The sequence below is a fragment of the Sphingomonas sp. 10B4 genome (assembly GCF_035019905.1).
In the GTDB taxonomy this organism is placed as follows: domain Bacteria; phylum Pseudomonadota; class Alphaproteobacteria; order Sphingomonadales; family Sphingomonadaceae; genus Sphingomonas; species Sphingomonas glacialis.
This window is the reverse complement of the sequence record NZ_JASJVC010000002.1, coordinates 59228-77702: the sequence shown is the minus strand read 5'-3', so window position 1 is coordinate 77702 and position 18475 is coordinate 59228. Positions and strand designations below refer to the sequence as shown.

General features: G+C 67.0%; 16 protein-coding genes. 6 read left to right on the top strand and 10 right to left on the bottom strand.

Features of this window, described 5'->3' with window-relative positions; all coding sequences use genetic code 11:
- Nucleotides 1-49 precede the first annotated feature (49 nt).
- Entirely contained in the window at nucleotides 50-337 is a 288-nt protein-coding gene (locus tag QN347_RS01070; protein ID WP_189677124.1) for a hypothetical protein, read from the bottom strand.
- 190 nt (nucleotides 338-527) lie between these two features.
- Nucleotides 528-3101 carry a DNA mismatch repair protein MutS gene (mutS, locus tag QN347_RS01065; RefSeq protein ID WP_322164114.1) on the bottom strand — a complete coding sequence of 858 codons (2574 nt, stop codon included), beginning with the start codon at nucleotides 3099-3101 and terminating at the stop codon, nucleotides 528-530.
- A 155-nt stretch (nucleotides 3102-3256) separates the two neighbouring features.
- Between mutS and QN347_RS01060 the strand changes: the two genes are divergently transcribed.
- On the top strand, nucleotides 3257-5524 hold the full coding sequence (locus tag QN347_RS01060) for an NADP-dependent malic enzyme (RefSeq protein ID WP_133190331.1): 2268 nt from the start codon (nucleotides 3257-3259) through the stop codon (nucleotides 5522-5524).
- Nucleotides 5525-5533: 9 nt separating this feature from the next.
- Here QN347_RS01060 and QN347_RS01055 read toward each other — a convergent pair whose 3' ends face one another.
- Nucleotides 5534-7117 (bottom strand): hypothetical protein, encoded by a 1584-nt coding sequence (locus QN347_RS01055; RefSeq protein WP_323493948.1) that lies wholly within the window; start codon nucleotides 7115-7117, stop codon nucleotides 5534-5536.
- Between the two features lie 177 nt (nucleotides 7118-7294).
- On the opposite strand from QN347_RS01055, the gene QN347_RS01050 reads away from it, so the two are divergent.
- Together QN347_RS01050 and QN347_RS01045 are read left to right on the top strand one after the other, a co-directional pair.
- Complete coding sequence (locus QN347_RS01050) at nucleotides 7295-8590, top strand: glycoside hydrolase family 130 protein (RefSeq protein WP_322160700.1); 1296 nt, start codon at nucleotides 7295-7297, stop codon at nucleotides 8588-8590.
- 63 nt (nucleotides 8591-8653) lie between these two features.
- Nucleotides 8654-9277, top strand: a complete 624-nt coding sequence (locus QN347_RS01045) for a retropepsin-like aspartic protease family protein (protein ID WP_322160698.1) — start codon at nucleotides 8654-8656, stop codon at nucleotides 9275-9277.
- Nucleotides 9278-9394: 117 nt separating this feature from the next.
- On the opposite strand, the gene QN347_RS01040 is transcribed toward QN347_RS01045, so the two are convergent.
- From QN347_RS01040 to QN347_RS01030, 3 genes are all read right to left on the bottom strand, one after another.
- The gene (locus QN347_RS01040; protein ID WP_322160696.1) at nucleotides 9395-10183 is read right to left on the bottom strand and encodes an SDR family NAD(P)-dependent oxidoreductase; all 789 of its coding nucleotides are present in this window, start codon (nucleotides 10181-10183) and stop codon (nucleotides 9395-9397) included.
- Nucleotides 10184-10351: 168 nt separating this feature from the next.
- Nucleotides 10352-11497, bottom strand: coding sequence for an acyl-CoA dehydrogenase family protein (locus QN347_RS01035; RefSeq protein ID WP_133190323.1), 1146 nt, complete (start codon nucleotides 11495-11497; stop codon nucleotides 10352-10354).
- Between the two features lie 142 nt (nucleotides 11498-11639).
- Nucleotides 11640-12119, bottom strand: a complete 480-nt coding sequence (locus QN347_RS01030; RefSeq protein WP_322160694.1) for a hypothetical protein — start codon at nucleotides 12117-12119, stop codon at nucleotides 11640-11642.
- 204 nt (nucleotides 12120-12323) lie between these two features.
- On the opposite strand from QN347_RS01030, the gene QN347_RS01025 reads away from it, so the two are divergent.
- The gene (locus QN347_RS01025) at nucleotides 12324-12851 is read left to right on the top strand and encodes a CHAP domain-containing protein (RefSeq protein WP_322160692.1); all 528 of its coding nucleotides are present in this window, start codon (nucleotides 12324-12326) and stop codon (nucleotides 12849-12851) included.
- 32 nt (nucleotides 12852-12883) lie between these two features.
- Here the strand turns inward: QN347_RS01025 and msrB are convergent, their stop codons facing one another.
- Nucleotides 12884-13375 carry a peptide-methionine (R)-S-oxide reductase MsrB gene (msrB, locus tag QN347_RS01020; RefSeq protein WP_189677130.1) on the bottom strand — a complete coding sequence of 164 codons (492 nt, stop codon included), beginning with the start codon at nucleotides 13373-13375 and terminating at the stop codon, nucleotides 12884-12886.
- A 135-nt stretch (nucleotides 13376-13510) separates the two neighbouring features.
- Here msrB and QN347_RS01015 point away from each other — a divergent pair, with 135 nt between their 5' ends.
- A complete protein-coding gene (locus QN347_RS01015) occupies nucleotides 13511-13795 on the top strand; it encodes a hypothetical protein (RefSeq protein ID WP_322160690.1) in 285 nt (94 codons plus the stop codon).
- Between the two features lie 65 nt (nucleotides 13796-13860).
- Here the strand turns inward: QN347_RS01015 and QN347_RS01010 are convergent, their stop codons facing one another.
- From QN347_RS01010 to QN347_RS01000, 3 genes are read right to left on the bottom strand one after another with little or no spacing between them, the layout of a single operon-like run.
- The gene (locus tag QN347_RS01010; protein WP_322160689.1) at nucleotides 13861-15090 is read right to left on the bottom strand and encodes a cytochrome P450; all 1230 of its coding nucleotides are present in this window, start codon (nucleotides 15088-15090) and stop codon (nucleotides 13861-13863) included.
- 29 nt (nucleotides 15091-15119) lie between these two features.
- Complete coding sequence (locus tag QN347_RS01005; protein ID WP_322160688.1) at nucleotides 15120-16376, bottom strand: ABC transporter permease; 1257 nt, start codon at nucleotides 16374-16376, stop codon at nucleotides 15120-15122.
- Nucleotides 16373-17308 (bottom strand): ABC transporter ATP-binding protein, encoded by a 936-nt coding sequence (locus QN347_RS01000; RefSeq protein ID WP_322160686.1) that lies wholly within the window; start codon nucleotides 17306-17308, stop codon nucleotides 16373-16375. The genes QN347_RS01005 and QN347_RS01000 overlap by 4 nt, the downstream gene beginning before the upstream one ends.
- A 104-nt stretch (nucleotides 17309-17412) precedes the next feature.
- Here QN347_RS01000 and queG point away from each other — a divergent pair, with 104 nt between their 5' ends.
- Nucleotides 17413-18474 (top strand): tRNA epoxyqueuosine(34) reductase QueG, encoded by a 1062-nt coding sequence (queG, locus tag QN347_RS00995; RefSeq protein WP_322160685.1) that lies wholly within the window; start codon nucleotides 17413-17415, stop codon nucleotides 18472-18474.
- Nucleotide 18475: the final 1 nt, after the last annotated feature.

Genomic DNA, 18475 nt, shown 5'->3' with positions numbered 1-18475 from the left:
CCATTGCTGACGGGGCGCTCCGTAATACGCTGTTAGCGTGCGGGGGCGCTTACTTGTCGCCGTCCTTGACGCCAACGGTCGGCACGTCGACCGTGGTCTTCTTGGTGCCGACAACGACTTCCTTCGACTTCACGTCGACATCGGGAAGAGCGCCTTCCTTGGCGCTGACGTTGATCTTCGGCATTTCGCCACCCTTGACGTCCGCGCTCCAGAAGCCGGTCGCGAACAACACGCCCACGACGACGAGCGCCAGGACGATGATCGTGCCAATCACCATGCCGGTGTTGCTCTTCTTTTCCACGTAAACCTTTTCGGTCGTGTCGCGATACTCAGCCATTTCAATCCTCCTGTTACGAACCTGACTGCACAACCTATATTTGTTAGTATTGGTTCCGTCGACGTTGTGGATGACGATGGCAACGCGCGCGGATGTGCTGTCGGTGATTTGTTCGCCAGCCCCGCCCGGCATTTGCCATGACGATGTCAGGTCGCCGCAGTGCCCGGCCTCGCCGGCGCACCGTGCCGCGTCATTCGCGCGCGAGCGCCTTGAGCCGGTAGAGCGTCTCGAGCGCTTCGCGCGGCGTCAGCGCATCGACGTCGAGCGTCTCGACTTCGGCGCGGATCGCGTCGCATTGCTCCTCGGCGACTTCGAGCGCGGCGGCGAACAGCGGCAAGTCGTCGAGTCCTGCCGCGAGCCCGCCGGTTTTGGCGCGCCCGGCCTCGAGCTTGCTCAGCACCGCTTTCGCGCGCGCGATCGTCGCAGGCGGGAGGCCGGCGAGCCGCGCGACGGCGAGGCCGTAGCTGCGATCGGCGGGGCCTTCGGACACTTCGTGCAGCAGGACGAGTTCGCCCTTCCACTCGCGCGCGCGGACGTGGTGGAGCGTCAGCGCGTCGCAGCGCTCGGCGAGCCGCGTCAGCTCGTGGTAATGCGTCGCGAACAGGCAGCGGCAGCGATTGTCCTCATGGATCGCCTCGACCACCGCCCAGGCGATCGCCAGCCCGTCATAGGTCGATGTGCCGCGCCCGACTTCGTCGAGGATGACGAAGCTGCGCGGCGTCGCCTGCGCGAGGATCGCGGCGGTCTCGACCATCTCGACCATGAAGGTCGATCGCCCGCGCGCGAGATTGTCCGACGCGCCGACGCGGCTGAACAGCCGGTCGACCAGGCCGAGAGTCGCGGCGGTGGCGGGGACGTAGCTGCCCGCCTGGGCAAGCACCGCGATCGCCGCATTCTGGCGCAGGAAGGTCGATTTGCCGCCCATGTTGGGGCCGGTGACAAGCCACAGCCGCGAGTCTTCGGACAGGCGGCAGTCATTGGCGACGAAGCGCTCGCCGCGTTTGGCGAGCGCGTCCTCGACCACCGGGTGGCGCCCGCCGACGATGTCGAAACAGGCGTGATCGACAAGGGCAGGGCGCGCCCAGCCGCCTTCGGTCGCGCGTTCGGCAAGACCCGCCGAAACGTCGAGCCGCGCGAGCGCATCGGCGGTGGCGGCGACCGCTTCGCGCTTGGCGAGAGCGGCGGCGATCAGATCCTCGAGATGGGCCGCCTCGGCCGCGAGCGCGTGTGCGCCGGCCTGTGTCACCTTCAGCGCGACCTCGTGAAGTTCGGGCGCGTTGAAGCGGATCGCGCCGGCCATCGTCTGGCGGTGGGTGAAGCCGCTGTCGGGCTTCATCAGCGCATCGCCGAAACGCGCGGGCACTTCGATATGATAGCCGAGCACGCCGTTATGGCGGATTTTCAGCGCGGTGACGCCGGTACGGTTACGGAATTCTGCCTCGAGCGCGGCGATCGCACGCCTGCCGCCCGCGCCCGCATCGCGCAGGTCATCGAGCGCGGCGTCATAGCCCGGCGCGATATAGCCGCCGTCCGAGGCGTCGATCGGCGGGCTCGCGACGAGCGCGCGCGTCAGCAGGTCGATCAGCGCGCCGTGACCGCGCAGCGCGGGCGCGAGTTCGCCGAGTAGTGCGGGCGACTGCTCGATCTTGCCGAGCCGCTCGCCGAGCCGCCACGCGCCGTCGAGCCCGTCGCGCAATTGCCCGAGATCGCGTGGGCTCCCGCGTCCTGCCGCGAGCCGCCCGAGCGCGCGGCCAATGTCGGCCATGCTGCGCAGCGTCCCGCGCAAGGCCTCGCGCAACCCCGCATCCTCGGCGAGCAACGACACCAGATCGAGCCGCGCCTCGATCCGGCCGCGGTCCATCAGCGGCGCGCCGATATCGGCCGCCAGCAGTCGCGCGCCCGCCGCCGTCACCGTGCGGTCGACCGCGTCGAGCAGGCTGCCCGCGCGCGCGCCGTTGGTGGTCTGCGTGAGTTCGAGGCTTTCGCGCGTCGCCGCGTCGATCGCCATCTGCTGCGCGGTCTGGGCGAGGCGTGGGGGGCGCAGGAAGGGGATCGCGCCCTTGGCGGTATGGTCGAGATAGGCGACGAGACCGCCTGCCGCAGCGAGCGCCGCGCGCCCGAACTGGCCGAAGCCGTCGAGCGTGGCGACGTCGTACAGCGCCTTGAGCCGCGTCTCCCCCCGTCCGCTGTCGAAATCGGCGCGGGGGCGCAGCATCGTCGCCGCTTCGCCAAACGCCGTCGCTTCGGACGCGATCGTCTCGGCCGGCGCGAGCCGTGCGAGTTCGGCACCAAGGCTCGCCGCATCGCACTCGATCAGCTCGAAACGCCCGGTCGAGATGTCGGCGGCGGCGACCGCGACGCCGCCCGCCGCCTCGCCGATGGCGACGCACCAGTTCGCCGTGCGCGCATCGAGCAGCGCCTCCTCGGTCAACGTCCCCGCCGTCACCACGCGGACGATCGCGCGCGCGACGAGCGTCTTGCCGCTGCGCTTCTTGGCGTCAGCCGGGCTCTCGGTCTGCTCGGCGATCGCGACGCGGTGCCCGGCCTTGATCAGCCGCGCGAGATAGGCGTCGGCGGCATGGACCGGCACGCCGCACATCGGGATCGGCACCCCGTCATGCTCGCCGCGCGCGGTGAGCGCGATGTCGAGTACCGCGGCGGCGATCTTCGCATCGTCGAAGAACATCTCGAAGAAATCGCCCATCCGGTAGAACAGCAGGCAATCGCGCGCGTCGGCCTTGAGCGCCAGATATTGCGCCATCATCGGGGTAGGGGGGGTGCTCGCCATCGCCCGGCAACTAGCAACGAATTGGCGGCGCGTCATGCCGAACGATCGTGTCAAATCGTGAAGCATGCATCTGCGGGGTGACGTGGGGGAAGGCATTGCCTACAGACACAGGCGATTCCGAAAGGCCGAGCATGTCCACAGACACCAATCCGCAGAATGTCCAGTTTTCAGAGCGCGAAGCGCTGCTGTTCCATTCGGAGGGGCGTCCGGGCAAGCTCGAGATCATCGCGTCGAAGCCGATGGCGACTCAGCGCGACCTCGCTCTGGCCTATTCGCCGGGCGTCGCGGTGCCGGTGCTGGCGATCGCCGCCGACCCGAGCCTCGCTTACGATTACACCGCCAAGGGCAACCTCGTTGCGGTCATCTCGAACGGCACTGCGATCCTCGGTCTCGGCAATCTCGGCGCGCTCGCGTCGAAGCCGGTGATGGAAGGCAAGGCCGTGCTGTTCAAACGCTTCGCCGATGTCGATGCGATCGACATCGAATTGAAGACCGAGGACCCCGATCGGCTGATCGACGCGATCGAATTGATGGAGCCGAGCTTTGGCGGGATCAACCTCGAGGACATCAAGTCGCCCGAATGCTTCATCATCGAGCAGACGCTGCGCGCCAAAATGAACATCCCGGTGTTCCATGACGACCAGCACGGCACCGCGATCATCTGTGCGGCGGGCCTGATCAACGCGCTGTTCCTGACGGGCCGCGACATCAAGACCACCAAGGTGGTGATGAACGGCGCGGGCGCGGCGGCGATCGCCTGTGCCGAGCTGATCAAGGCGATGGGCTTGCCGAGCGATCATCTAACGATGGTCGATTTGGGCGGCATCATCTATCAGGGTCGCGACGACGTGAACCAGTGGCAGTCGGCGCACGCCGTCGTCACCGAAAAGCGCACCCGCGCCGAGGCGCTCGACGGTGCCGACGTGTTCATCGGCGTGTCCGCCGCGGGTGCGCTGCCCGCCGCCGACCTGATGAAGATGGCGCCCAAGCCGATCATCTTCGCAATGGCCAATCCCGATCCCGAGATCACCCCGCCGGAAGCCAAGGCGGCGCGCCCCGATGCGATCATCGCGACCGGGCGATCGGATTATCCGAACCAGATCAACAACGTGCTCTGCTTCCCGTTCATCTTCCGCGGCGCGCTCGACGTGCGCGCGACGACGATCAACGACGAGATGAAGCTCGCCGCGGCGCATGCGCTGGCGGCGCTCGCGCGCCAGCAAGTGCCCGAGGAAGTCGCGGTCGCGTACGGCGTGCGCCACACCTTCGGCCCCGATTACATCATCCCCGCGCCGTTCGATCCGCGGCTGATGGAGATCGTCCCCGTCGCGGTCGCCAAAGCGGCGATGGATTCGGGCGTGGCGACCAAGCCGATCCTCGACCTCGACGCGTATCGCGAGAAGCTGAAGGCGCGGCTCAACCCGACCACCTCGGTGCTGACGCTCGCCTACGAAGGCGCCAAGGCGCACCCGAAGCGCGTGCTGTTCGCTGAGGGCGAGGAAGAAGTCGTGCTGCGCGCCGCGATCGCGTTCAAGGATGGCGGCTATGGCACGCCGGTGCTCGTCGGGCGCGACGACGTTCCCGAGCGGCTGCGCGCATTGGGCGTCACCGATCCCGACAGCTATGAGCTCCACAACAGCCGCAAGTCGCCGCTGGTGCCGCGGATGGTCGACTTCCTTTATGGCCGGCTCCAGCGCCGCGGCTATCTGCGTCGCGATTGCGAGCGGATGATCAACCAGGATCGCAACATCTTCGGCGCGGTGATGCTCCAGCTCGGCGAAGCCGACGCGATGATCACCGGCATCACGCGCACCTATGCGCACACGATGCGCGAAGTCCGCCGCGTGATCGATCCCGAGGCGGGCCGCACGCCGTTCGGCATCCACCTGATGGTCGGGCAGAGCCACACGGTGTTCATGGCCGACACCACGGTCAACGAACGCCCCAATGCCGAGGAACTCGCCGACATCGCCGAGGGCACCGCGCTGGTCGCCAAGCGGATGGGCCACGAGCCGCGCGTCGCCTTCCTCAGCTATTCGACCTTCGGCAATCCCGAGGGCAATTGGCTCGACGACATCCGCGCCGCGGTGAAGGTGCTCGACGCGCGCAAGGTCAGCTTCGAATATGAAGGCGAAATGGCGCCCGACGTCGCGCTCAACCCCCGGCAGCTCGCCAATTATCCGTTCGCGCGGCTGTCGGGGCCGGCCAACGTGCTGATCCTGCCGGGGCTGCAATCGGCCAACATTTCGGCCAAGCTGCTGCGCGAGCTCGGTGGCGACGCGGTGATCGGGCCGATGCTCGTCGGCATGGAAAAGTCGGTGCAGATCGCACCGATGACGAGCACGGCGAGCGAGCTGGTGACGTTGGCGGTGCTCGCCGCGGGCGGCATCGCGCGCTGAGGCGCGGCGTCAGGCGACTGGCGTCGGAGATGGGCCGCGCGGCGTGGCGGCGGGGCGCACGTTGAAATCGTCGAGCGCGGGCGCGTAGCTGTCGGGCAGCGGGCGCCCGAATTCGGTGAAGCTGCGACGGACGTCGGCGCGCGACTCGATCCGGCGCAGCATCTGCTCGGTGAGTGTCAGCGCGGGCAGCCCCTGCTTCGCACGATAGCGCGCGGTTTCGAGTGCGACGAGTGCATCGTTCCGCGTGTCCGGATCACGGACGGTGGCGATCCAACGGGCGGCTTGCTCGTCAATCGGCGCGACGCAGGCGACGGCATAGTCGCCTGCGGTCTTGGCGGTGGGATAGACGCTGCGGAGCCGCGCGAGTTGCGCCACGGCCTGCTCGTGCTTGCCGAGCCCCTGCAACGCGCACGCGCGCAGGGCGACGAAATAGCCTGCCGCGACCGGGCTTTCGAGCGTGTCTGCGCTCGGCGGATGGCGGTCGAGCATCGCGATTGCGCCGCCAAAGTCCTGCGCCAGCAGCAATTGCATGACCAGATTGGGGACGATGTTCTCGATCCCCGATTCGGGTTGCGCCGGGGCATCGACCGCGGCGCGCATCCGTCGGATGCCTTCGGCGCGATCCCCCGCTTCCGCCAGCCAGCGGCCCTGTTTGAGCACCGCCATGCTGCGCACCCACTTATCTTTGTTCGCCGCGTCGGTCTGCAGCCATTGCTCGATCAGCGTGATCGCCTCGCCGCGGTGGCCCGTGTCGACCAGCGCTTGCGCGTAGGCGAGCCGGGTTTCCGGGGTTTCGCTGGTTTCGAAGGTCGCGCGCGCCGCCGCCAGCAACGCGCCGCGCTGGACCGACAGATCGTTACCCGCCCACTGCCCGATCGCGGGCCAGATCGACGCATAGCGGCGATCGACGAGCATCGCGACGCCAGCGTGCGGGCTCAGCACCGAGGGCAGCAGTTGCATCGCGGTCGCTGCATCGCCGGTTCGCAAACGGTACAGGATGGCGGTCTGGGTATAGTGCGAAAACACGCCCGGATTGTCGCGCGGATAGCCCGCGCCGACCAACGCATCGATCATCGTGTCGGCGAGATCGCCCTTCCCGGCATAGGCCAATTGGCGCAACACCGTGGCCATTGAATCGGCATCGATCTGGTCCAGCGCGGACGCCTTGAGCTTAGCGGCGCGGATGATCAGCTGCGCGGCCTCGACCGGGCGCTGGCGGTGCGATTCGTCGAAGGCGATCGGCAGCAGCACATTGGGTTCGTCGGGCAGCAATTGGCGGCACTGGTCGAAACCGAGGCGGGCTTCGTCGTCACGGTGCAATTGACCGAGCACCGCGGCGCGGCCGCACAGCACGTGCCCGCGAAGCGGGGTCGGCTGTGAGAGAAGCGCCAGCGCGCGATCGAAGAGGATGAGGCGCGCGGCATCGTTCGGCGCTGCGCCGAGCTGATTGAGCACCGTCAAAGCGGGCTGCTCGGCGACGAGCGGTGCCGGCTCGACCAGTTGCGCATACAATGGGGCGGACAGTGCGACGAGACCGATACCCGCTGCAACGATTCGGTAGATGATCATCCGGCTGCCCCCAACGCCCGGCATTTCACGAGCGACGCGATGGTGGCACGGCACGCGGATGCATCACAAGATTTGAATCCGGGCTAAGTACCGCTGCACAGAGTAGTATTTTGATTCTCCGCTGACCTGGATCAACGGTGATCCTCGCACGTTGGCGCGGTTCTGGTGGGATAGTCTGCCGTTTCCTCCAAGGGAGTTGCCATGCCGGACGCATACCCGATTCTCGACCATGCCGATGTCATCCTCCGCCCCGATCCGTCGCGAACGGTGGTGCGGCCGTTCAGCCTCGAATATCCCAAGGCATTCCAGGTCGAGGGGCAAAGCCGCACGCAGGCGATCGTCGACCGCGTGATGACGCTCGACGCTGCGGGGCTCGCCGCCGAGCTGGCCATCACCATCGATTCGCTCGACGAGCGGCACCGCGATGTCGATGCGATGCTGGTTAGGCGCTACGAGGAAATCGCCGCGACGCTGGCCGAGCGGCCGACCGCGAACACCGCGCAGCAGCGCTTGATCGGTGCCTATTTCAGCGAAGAATATTCGTATGAAGCCGCCGCCTTGTTCAACCCGAGCGCGGTCCTCGCGCACGACCAGTCGACGGCGCCGGAGGGGGGCGTGCGGTTCATCGTGTCGCTGCGCGGGATCGGCGAGGGCCATGTCTCGTCGGTGGCGTTCCGGTCGGGCAGCTGGGTCCCTGGCGGGCGGATCGCGATCGACCCGCCGAGCCTGGTCGCGGTACCGCCGATCATTGAGGGCGACAGCGTCGCCGCGGGCGCCGTGGTGACGCTCCGCGTCGATCGCAGCCGCGACATTTCGGAAACCGTGCTGTTTCCCGTGCTGCCGAGCCAGCATCAGGGGATCGAAGATCTGCGGCTGGTGCGCTTCACCGAAGACGATGGCACGACGACCTATCACGGGACCTACACCGCGTTCAGCGGCTCGACCGCGCGGCCCGAATTGCTGTCGGGCGATGGATCCGAAACCTTTATCATGCGCGCGCTGACCGGCGATGCGGCGGGAGCCAAGGGCATGGCGCTGTTCCCGCGGCGCGTGGGCGGTCAATATGTCATGCTCGGGCGACAGGACAGCGAGAGCATCTGGCTGCATCGCTCCGACGACATCCTGCACTGGGAAGGCGGCGGCAAGATCGTCAGCCCGCGATACCCCTGGGAATACGTCCAGATGGGCAATTGCGGCTCGCCGATCGAGGTCGACGAAGGCTGGCTGGTGTTCACGCACGGCGTAGGCACGGTGCGCAATTACTGCGTCGGGGCGTGTCTGCTCGACAAGGCCGATCCCTCGAAGCTGCTCGCGCGCACGCCCGAGCCGATCCTTCGCCCGAGCCCCGACGAGCGCGACGGTTATGTGCCCAATGTGGTGTACAGCTGCGGCGCGCTCGCGCTCGGGCGTGATATTCTGTTGCCCTATGGCGTCGCCGACAATTTCACCGCCTTTGCGACGACGACGGTCGATCGGCTGCTGTCTGCGATGGAGTGACGCGGGCGGACATATGCAGCGGTCAGCCTTCATAAACGCAGGCCCGCATATTATATTGCGATCGTGATCGATCTCTCCCGTCTTGGCCCGCACGCGCCGCTGTACCTGCTGATTGCCGGCGTCGTGGCGATACTCTTCCTCGCGCGGCGCGTGCCGCTGTTCGGGCGCGTACTGTCGTTCGCCATGACCGTCGGCGCGGTCGTCGTGGTCGCGCTGCTGTTCGCCGAGCGCGCGCAGTTCGATCCGATGTTCGCGCGGATGGCGCAGCGCTTCCAGATCGGCGGGCAGCAAGTTGTCGGCAAGGAAATGCGCGTGCCGATGGCGAGCGACGGACATTTCTGGGTGCGGGTGAAGCTCGGCGCGATCGAGCGGCGGATGCTGGTCGACAGCGGCGCGACGGTGACCGCGATCTCGGCCGATACCGCCGCCGCCGCCGGGATCGAGCCGAACGATTCGCTCATGCCGGTGGTGATGCAGACCGCGAACGGCAATGTCGCCGCGCAGACCGCGACGGTCCCCGTGCTGCGGATCGGCAACGTCGTCGCGCGTGATCTGCCGGTGGTGGTGTCGCCCGCGTTCGGCGACATGAACGTCGTGGGGATGAACTTCCTGTCGCGGCTCAAATCGTGGCGGGTCGAGGAGGGCGTGCTGATCCTCACGCCGCATCATCCGCAGGAGACGACGTAGGTCAATCGTCACCCCGGCCTCGTGCCGGGGTCCACCAGGCCGCGAGCGTGCCGATCCATGTCAAAGGCTGGCCGCGCTGCACGGTGGACCCCGGCACAAGGCCGGGGTCACGACGCCTTACGCGTCGATCGACGTGCCCAATGCGGCATGCACCAGCCCGCCGTCGACCGTGATCGTATCACCGATCACATAGTCCCCGGCGCGCGACGCGAGGTAGATCGCCGCGCCCGCCATGTCTTCGTCGACGCCGATGCGCTTGGCCGGAATGCTCTGCGCGATCGCCGAGCCGTGGTCGCGCGCGGCCTTGTTCATCTCGCTGGCAAACGCGCCCGGCGCGATCGAGGTGACGTTGATATGATCGGTGACGAGCCGCGCCGCCATCCGCTTGGTGAGATAGATCAGCGCCGCCTTCGACGCCTGATAGCTGTACGTCTCCCACGGGTTGAGCCGCTGGCCGTCGATCGAGGTGATGTTGATGACCTTGGCGGGTTGCCCTGCGCTCGCGGCGGCCTTGAGCGGTTCGAACAGCGCCTGCGTCAGGAAGAAGGGTGATTTGACGTTGAGGTCCATCACCTTGTCCCAGCCTTTTTCCGGGAACGCCTCGAACGGCTCGCCCCAGGCGGCGCCGGCATTGTTGACGAGGATGTCGAGCTTGTCGGTGTGCTCGGCCAATTGCGCGGCGAGCGCCTTGCAGCCCGCGACGGTCGACACGTCCTGCGGCAGCGCGATGCACTTCTCGCCGAGCTCCTTGGCGGTCTCGAAACAGGCATCGGCCTTGCGCGCCGAGATGTAGACGGTCGCGCCTTGCGCGATGAAGCCAGCCGCGATCATCTTGCCGATGCCGCGCGAGCCCCCGGTGACGAGCGCGACGCGTCCGTCGAGGCGGAACAGGGTATTGGTGTCCATCATCTTCTCTCCTGATTTTTTCTTGCTCCCCTCCCGCTTGCGGGAGGGGCTGGGGGAGGGGCGTGCCTCAAGCGCGGCGCTTGCCGGTACTGCCCTCCCCTAACCCCTCCCGCAGGCGGGAAGGGGGATTTGGTTGTGCGCCTTACACGGCGGCGGCTTGCGACGAGCTCACCCGCCGCGTTTGATCGTTTCGCGCGCGATGATGATTTGCTGGATCTGGCTGGTGCCCTCGTAGATGCGGAACAACCGGACGTCGCGGTACAGCCGCTCGATCCCGTAATCGGCGATGTAGCCCGCCCCGCCGAAGATCTGCACCGCGCGATCGGCGACGCGGCCGACCATCTCGCTCGCATAATATTTGGCGGCGGCCGATTCCATCACGACGTCCTTGCCGGCGTCCTTGGCAGCCGCAGTCTCGAGCACCATCGCGCGCGCAACCAGCGCCTCGGTCTTCGAATCGGCGAGCATCCCCTGAATCAACTGATGCTCGGCGATCGGCTTGCCGAACTGCGTGCGCGTCGTGGCATAGGCAACGCAATCGGCGATCAGCCGCTCGGCGACGCCAACGCACACCGCCGAGATATGCAACCGCCCGCGGTCGAGCACGCGCATCGCGATCTTGAAGCCCTCGCCCTCGGCGCCGAGCCGGTTCTCGGCGGGGACGACGACATCGTCGAACACTACGTCGGCGACCTTCGCGCCCTTCTGCCCCATCTTCTTCTCAGGATGGCCGATCGAGACGCCCGCCAGATCGCGCGGCACGAGGAAGGCCGAGACGCCACGCGCGCCGGGTGTGTCGCTGGTCCGCGCCATCACTGTGAACAAATCGGCCTTGTCGGCATTGGTGATGTAGCGCTTGGTGCCGTTCAGCCGGTACGACTGGCCGTCGAAGGTCGCGCGCGTCTTCACCGCGCCCGAATCCGATCCGACATCGGGCTCGGTCAGCGCGAAGCTGGTGATGATCTCGCCGCTCGCGATGCGCGGCAGCCATGCGGCTTTCTGCTCGGCATTGCCCGCCATCACGAGCCCCTGCGAGCCGATCCCGACATTGGTGCCGAAGGTCGAGCGGAAGGCAGGCGTGGTGCGACCGAGCTCGATCGCGACCTTGGCCTCTTCGAGCATCGTCAGCCCGAGCCCGCCATATTCCTCGTCGATCGACAGGCCGAACAGCCCCATCTCGCGCATGTCCTGCACGACATCGGCGGGGATCGCATCGGCTTCCTCGACCGCGGCTTCGAGCGGGCGGAGCCGTTCGGCGACGAAGCGGCGTACCGTGTCGATCAATGCGTCGAAGGTTTCGGGGTCGAGTGCCATGGGTCCGCCATCTGCCGTTTCTGTGCAGGGACGCGATGCCCGATCCCGGCGCGGCTCGCAAACCCGAAATTCAAAAGCGCGGCGTGTCGCGCGTTTCGTAGCTGTGAAGCGCCATACTAGGCTACCAAACGATCGGTGGGCGTCAGCCCGCCGATGGCTGGACGAAGCCGCTCAACACCCAGCCCGATTGGCACGGCCCGGCATAAGCGCGCGGACCCGCGAGCGAGGCGGTGACGCCGCAATCGCTGGTCGGCGAGTCGGCGGGCGGTATCACTACGCCTTGCCAGCGCTGATCGAGCGAGCGCGAGCACAGATACATCTTTGCGCCGTCGCCGAGCCGGACGACTTCGTCGGCTTCGGCGAAAGGGGCGGTGCGTACCGCAAGATAGCGCTCTCCGGCAGGGGACAGGTTCACCACCTGTCCGACACCGGCGCAGGCGCGAAATGCCGGTCCGCCTTCGCCGACACGCACCGGTTGGACGCCCGGCGTGAGCGTCGCGGCGTTCGACTGGTAGAGCGCAGCGTCATCATCGGGCGCAGCCTCGCGCGAGCATCCAGTCAGCGCGGCGCCAACCATCAGCAAGGCAAGCACGAGGCGCGGGCGGGCAGTGGTTGGTTTCATGGCGTGATTCTTAGCCGGGATCGCGTGACTTGGCGAGCGCGCACCGCTGCTCCGGACCGTCGGCGGATGCCGAAACGGGCAGTCATCGTGCGGTCAACTCGCTTCGTCGGAAAAGGTTCCGTTCATCGGGGAGACAGGGTTTCCAGCGGCGCGGCGACCTGCTTTGAGACACTCAGCAAGTTCAAACGACCTTTGGGGGGTCACATGACATTCAAGGCTTTGGCAGCGCGTTTTGCGCTGGTGGTATCGTGCGCCCTGCTGACGGCGACCCCTGCAATGGCGCAGTTCTGGCAGTGTGCGCCGTTCGCCCGCGAAGTGTCGGGGATCGACCTGCACGGCAACGCGAACACCTGGTGGGGCCAGGCCGCTGGTCGTTACGCGCGTGGCCATGCCCCCAAGGTCGGCGCTGTGCTCGCTTTCTCCGCGACCAGCCGGATGCGCATGGGCCATGTCGCGATGGTCAGCGAAGTCGTGAACGACCGCGAAGTCCTGCTGACCCACGCCAATTGGTCGCGCCGCGGCGGCGTCGAGCATGACGTCCGCGCGATCGACGTCTCGGCCAATGGCGACTGGAGCGAAGTCAAGGTGTGGTACGGCCCGCAGGGTGGCCTCGGCACCTCGGCCTATCCGACCAAGGGCTTCATCTATTCGGCCAAGTCGACCGGCGACGACACGCAGGACCGCGCCGCGCCGATGATCATGGCGTCGCTGTCGAACGAGCGTCACGGCTGATCGACCCCCCGGCCGTAGCCGGGGAGCGGGGGTCAGGCCTTGCCCGGCGTGAAGGTCATCGCCACGCCATTCATGCAATAGCGCAGGCCCGTCGGCTTCGGGCCATCATCGAACACATGGCCGAGATGCCCGCCGCAGCGGCGGCAATGCACTTCGGTCCGCGCCATGCCGAGCGAACTGTCGGTGCGCGACTTGACCGCATTGGCGAGCGGTGCCCAGAAGCTCGGCCAGCCCGTGCCGCTCTCGAACTTGGTCTTCGACGAAAAAGCCGGCAGCGCGCATCCTGCGCACGAGAAGATCCCGGCGCGATGCTCCTTGTTGAGCGGGCTGCTATACGGCGCTTCGGTGCCTTCATGCCGCAGCACGGTATACGCGGCGGGCGAGAGCTTGGCCTTCCACTGCGCATCGCTCAGCGTCAGTTCGAACTTCTCGGGCGGGCCAGCGCTCGCGCCCTTGCAGCCGAACAGCGCGAAGGCGGCGGCACCGGTGCCGGCGAGGGTGAGGAAATGGCGGCGGTCGTGCATCGGTCGGATCCTCTTGGCGTCACAGTCCTTATACGCTCGGACTGCGGGATAGTTACGCGATTTTGCGGTCCCCGGACGCATCGCGTGACGCGCGGATATGGGGAACCCCAAACGGTTTCGCGCGCTTCAAGCCGTATGACGATGCAACAGCTCGATCCGCCGCTTCCGGTTCACTTGCTCGACAAGGGGCCAGGCTTTGCCTTTGCCGTGATCGATTACGGCCAGGAGCATAACCTCATCTGGGTCACCGCGATCAACGAGACCGGCGAGATCTGGTGTGCGCCCAATCCCAAGGTCCGCATGCAAGCGAACTGGACGATGGGCCGCAAGGCACCGCCCGCAGTCGTTGCGCGGCAGAATGGCGATTGCTCCGGGGATGCCGAGCCGGTGCGTGCCGAGGCGATTGCCAAGCCGAACTGAGGTGGGCAATCCTCCCTCCCTAAGCCATCACCCCGGAACGAGGCCGGGGTGACGGCAGGGTAGGGTCAGTAGCGGCTGATTTCCACCGGCAGCTTGCGATACCCGTGGACGAAGCACGCCGCGACTCGCTCGGGTTCGCCGAGCACATTCACCCGCATCCGCCGCTTCGCCATTTCCTCGAGCAGGATCGCGATCTGCATCTCGGCGAGCCGCGCTCCGACGCAGCGATGGATACCGTGACCGAACGCCAGATGGCGTCGTGCGTTGGGGCGGTCGACGATGATCGTGTCGGGATCCTCGAATACGCTCTCGTCGCGATTGGCCGATATATACCAGAGCGCAAGCTTGTCGCCCGCCTTGATCTGCTGCCCCTCGAGCTCGGAATCGACCGTCGCGGTGCGGCGCATGTGCGCGAGCGGCGTCTGCCAGCGAATCACTTCCTGCACCGTGTTCGCGATGAGCGAGGGATCGGCTTCGAGCTTGGCGCGCTGGTCGGGGAACAGGTCGAGCCCATACGCGACCGCGCTCATCGTGTTGCGCGTGGTGTCGTTGCCGCCGACGATCAGCAGGATCAGGTTCCCCAGGAATTCCATCTGGTCCATTTCCGCCATCGCGTCGGAATGGATCATCATCGAGATCAGGTCGGGCGTCGGCGGCTTGCCGATCTTGGCGTTCCAGAGGTTCTGGAAGTAGCCGCCGCACTCGTACATGTGCTTGAGCCGCTCGATCCGGAGCTCCTCATTCTTGACGAGCTCGATATCGCCCGCCCAGTCCGACCAGAAGGTCAGCTTGCGGCGATCCTCCCACGGAAAATCGAACAGGATCGCGAGCATTTGCGTGGTGAGTTCGACCGAGACGGTGTCGACCCAGTCGAACGGCGTGTTCCAGCTGAGCGAATCGAGCACTTCGGCAGTGCGCATGCGGATATTGTCGCTCATCCGCACCATCTCGGACGGCGTGAAGGCGGGCGCGACGGTGCGGCGCTGGCCGGTATGCTTGGGCCGGTCCATCGCGATGAACATCGGCATGCGCACGTCGGTCGGGTTGTTCTCGATGAAATCGGCGAGCGTTATGCCGCCGGCCTGCGACGAGTAGAGATCGGGCAGCGATTCGACCGTGACGATCGGCTTGTAGGTCGACACCGACCAATAGGGGCCGAAGTCCGAATGCTCGACGCGGTGGACTGGCGCGGTCGCGCGCAGCTCGCGGAACGGCGCCTGCCAGACATCGTCCCGGTAGAGTTCGGGTCGACTGACGTCGAACCGATCGATCACGTCCTGCGCCAAAGTCGCCATAGTCCCTCTCCTTTTGGGGGAGTGAACGTCTAACTGACACTCATGTCAACAGTCTTGCGCCGACCGAACAGCCGGCCGCTCCCCGATTGCAGCACGCCGCGCCGGAAAGCCCGCGCGCCGACGGTGATCGCGATCGCGACCCATAGCGCTTGCCAGGCGAGGGCTGCGACATGCGGCCACAGCTCGGGCTGGTTCGCGGCATGCGCCGCCATCGCGTAGGGGGAGCTGAGCGGGAAGATTTCGACCACCTTGGCTAGCATCGAATCGGGGGCGGCGCTGGCCTTCAACGCAAGCCCGAACATCGCGACCTGGATGATCGTGATCGGCAACGACATCATCTGCAGTTCGCGCGCGGTCGAGGCTTGCGCGCCGACGCCGAGGAAGACCGCGCCGAGCAGCAGATACGCCATCGCAAAATAGGCGAAGAACAGCAGGAAGAACATCGGCGCACCCACCGCCGGGCCGATCTCGCCGATCGCGGTGGCATAGCGCGCAGGCAGGATGCCGCCGATCTTGGTGACGAGCGTCGTCCAGAAGCCGACGAAGAGGATCGCCGAGCCGAACATCCCGAGCAACTTGCCGAAGAACACCGCCTCGAGCGGCACCGCTGCGGCGAGCACTTCGACGACCTTGTTGCTGCGCTCCTCCATCATCGTGCCGACGACCTGGCCGGCGAGCAGCAGGGCGAGGAAGAAGATGCCGAACACGGCGATGAAGGCGGCTTGCTTGTGCCCGCTCTCGGTCGGTGCGGCGCGCGCGATCGAACTGAGCGTCGCGGTGCTGAGCGGCTTGGTCTGCGCCGGGTCGGTGCGCAACGTCGCCTCGGCGAGCGAGGCGAGATAGCGCGCATCGGCGCGGCCCTGGCCGTCATACAGGATCGTCGGGTGGGTCAGGTCGCCGAACAGCGTCGCAGACGCATCGATGCCCTTGCGGCTCTTGAACGCGGCGTGCGCCTGCTCCTCTGGATCGGTACCGGGCGCCTCGATCGCCAGCAGGGGCGGGCGGTCGCCGCGCGCGAAGGCATCGCGCAGCCGCGCATCGGCCGATCGCATCGCGTCCTGCCGCGCAGGCTCGACGATCGCGACGATCCGCGTCTTCTCGCTCGATCCGCTCGCCACGGTCGACGCGCCCATCCCGCCGACGAGACCGAAGCCGATCGTGAACAGCGGCGAGAGGAGAAACAGCAGGAAGGTCGGCGTGAACACCGTCGCGACGAAATCGCGCCGTGCGATCGTCATCGCCTGGCGGATCGTGCGGCGCGTGTTGCTTATCGGGTGCGCGCTCATGCGGTGTGCTCCGTCGCAGCCTTGGCGGTGTGTCCTGCAGCGCCGACGATCCGCACGAACGCGTCGTGCAAGCCGGGACGTTCGATCGACAGGCCGGCGATCCCGTGGCCCGCACCGATCAACCGGCTGAGCGCTTGTTCGACCCCGCCATCGGGGACTTCGAACGACCAGCCATGTTCGTCATGGCGCGCGTCGGCGGGCAAATGCTGTGCGATCGTCGGATCGTCGCGCTCCGGCACATAGTGCGCGCGCATCGGGAGCATCCCGCGCGCGTCGGCGACGGTGCCCTCGAAGCGACGCTTGCCGCCGGCGATGATCGCGAGCCGGTCGCACAGCCGTTCGGCGTGCGCCATCACGTGCGTCGAGAAGAGCACCGTCGCGCCGCGGTCGCGCTCGGCGAGGATCAGCGCTTCCAAGCGTTCCTGATTGACCGGATCGAGCCCCGAAAAGGGTTCGTCGAGCACGAGCAAATCGGGCTGGTGGACGACCGAGCCGAGCAATTGGACGAGCTGCGCCATGCCCTTCGACAGCTTGCGGATCTTGGTGTCGACCGCATGGCCGAGCCCCGCCGCCTCGAGCAGTTCGACCGCGCGCTTGCGTCCGGTCCTGAGATCGAGCCCGCGTAAAGCACCCATGAAGGCGACTGCCTCCTTGGCGCGCATCGCCGGGTAGAGCCCGCGTTCTTCGGGGAGATAGCCGACGCGGTCGCTCGCATCGCGCGGGCGATCGTGGCCGAGCAGCGTGCGCGTCCCGCCATCGGGCTCGATAATGCCGAGCAGCATCCGCAGCGTCGTCGTCTTGCCAGCACCATTGGGGCCGAGCACGCCGTAGATCGCGCCCTTGGGCACCGCGATATCGACGCCGTCGACGACGCGCCGCCCGCCGAAATTCTTGATCAGGCCGGAGGCGCTGACCGCCAGATGATTGTCCAAGAAGACCCCCGCCGCGTGGCCCCGATACGGAGCGCTGTGTTAGCTGTGTAGTATAGCGCGCCGGGCTTCGACAAGCGCGGCGCGAACACGCTATGTGGGCGACAATGGTTGACGCTTTGCCCCTCGAACAGCGCCTTGCGGCAAAAGCGCGCGAATTCGGTTTCGTCGCGTGCGGGGTCGCCGCGGCGGACGCTGCGCCCAGAACCGCCGAGCGGTTGCAGCAATGGCTGCGCGAGGGTCTCCACGGCGGGATGATCTGGATGGAGGAGCGCGCGCACCACCGCGAATCGCCCGCCGGGCTGTGGCCCGAGGTGAAGAGCGTGATCGCGCTCGGGATGAGCTATGCCCCGGCGACCGATCCGCTCGCATTGGCGGGTGAGGGCGGGGTGGGGCGGATCTCGACCTATGCGCAGGGCGGCGATTATCACGACGTGGTGAAGCGCGCGTTGAAGGCCCTCGCGCGCTGGCTGGTGGCGGAAGAACCGGGGATCGACCTCAAGGTGTTCGTCGATACCGCGCCTGTCATGGAAAAGCCGCTCGCCGAGGCGGCTGGGCTGGGGTGGCAGGGCAAGCATACCAATCTGGTGAGCCGTAGCGAGGGCAGCTGGCTGTTCCTCGGCGCGATCTACACGACGCTCGACATTGCCGCGTTCGGGGCGCTTCCGCCACCGGTCGCCGATCACTGCGGATCGTGCGACGCCTGCCAGCGCGCGTGCCCGACCGATGCCTTCCCCGCGCCCTACCGGCTCGATGCGCGACGCTGCATTTCGTACCTGACGATCGAACATGCCGGGCCGATCCCGCTCGAATTCCGCAAGGGTATCGGCAACCGCATCTACGGCTGCGACGATTGTCTCGCGGTCTGCCCGTGGAACAAGTTCGCGGCCGCCGCGAGCGCCAACCGCGCCTTCCTGCCGCGCGCGGAACTGGTCGCGCCCGAACTCGCCGACCTGCTCGCGCTCGACGATGCGGGGTTTCGCCAGGTGTTCGCCGGCTCGCCGATCAAGCGCATCGGGCGCGACCGGATGGTGCGCAACTGTCTGATCGCGGCGGGCAATAGCGGAGATGCGGGATTGCGCGCGCAGGTCGCTGGACTGCGCGACGATCCGAACCCCGTCGTGGCGGAGGCGGCAGAGTGGGCGTTCGCGGAGCTAGCGCGCGCCTAGC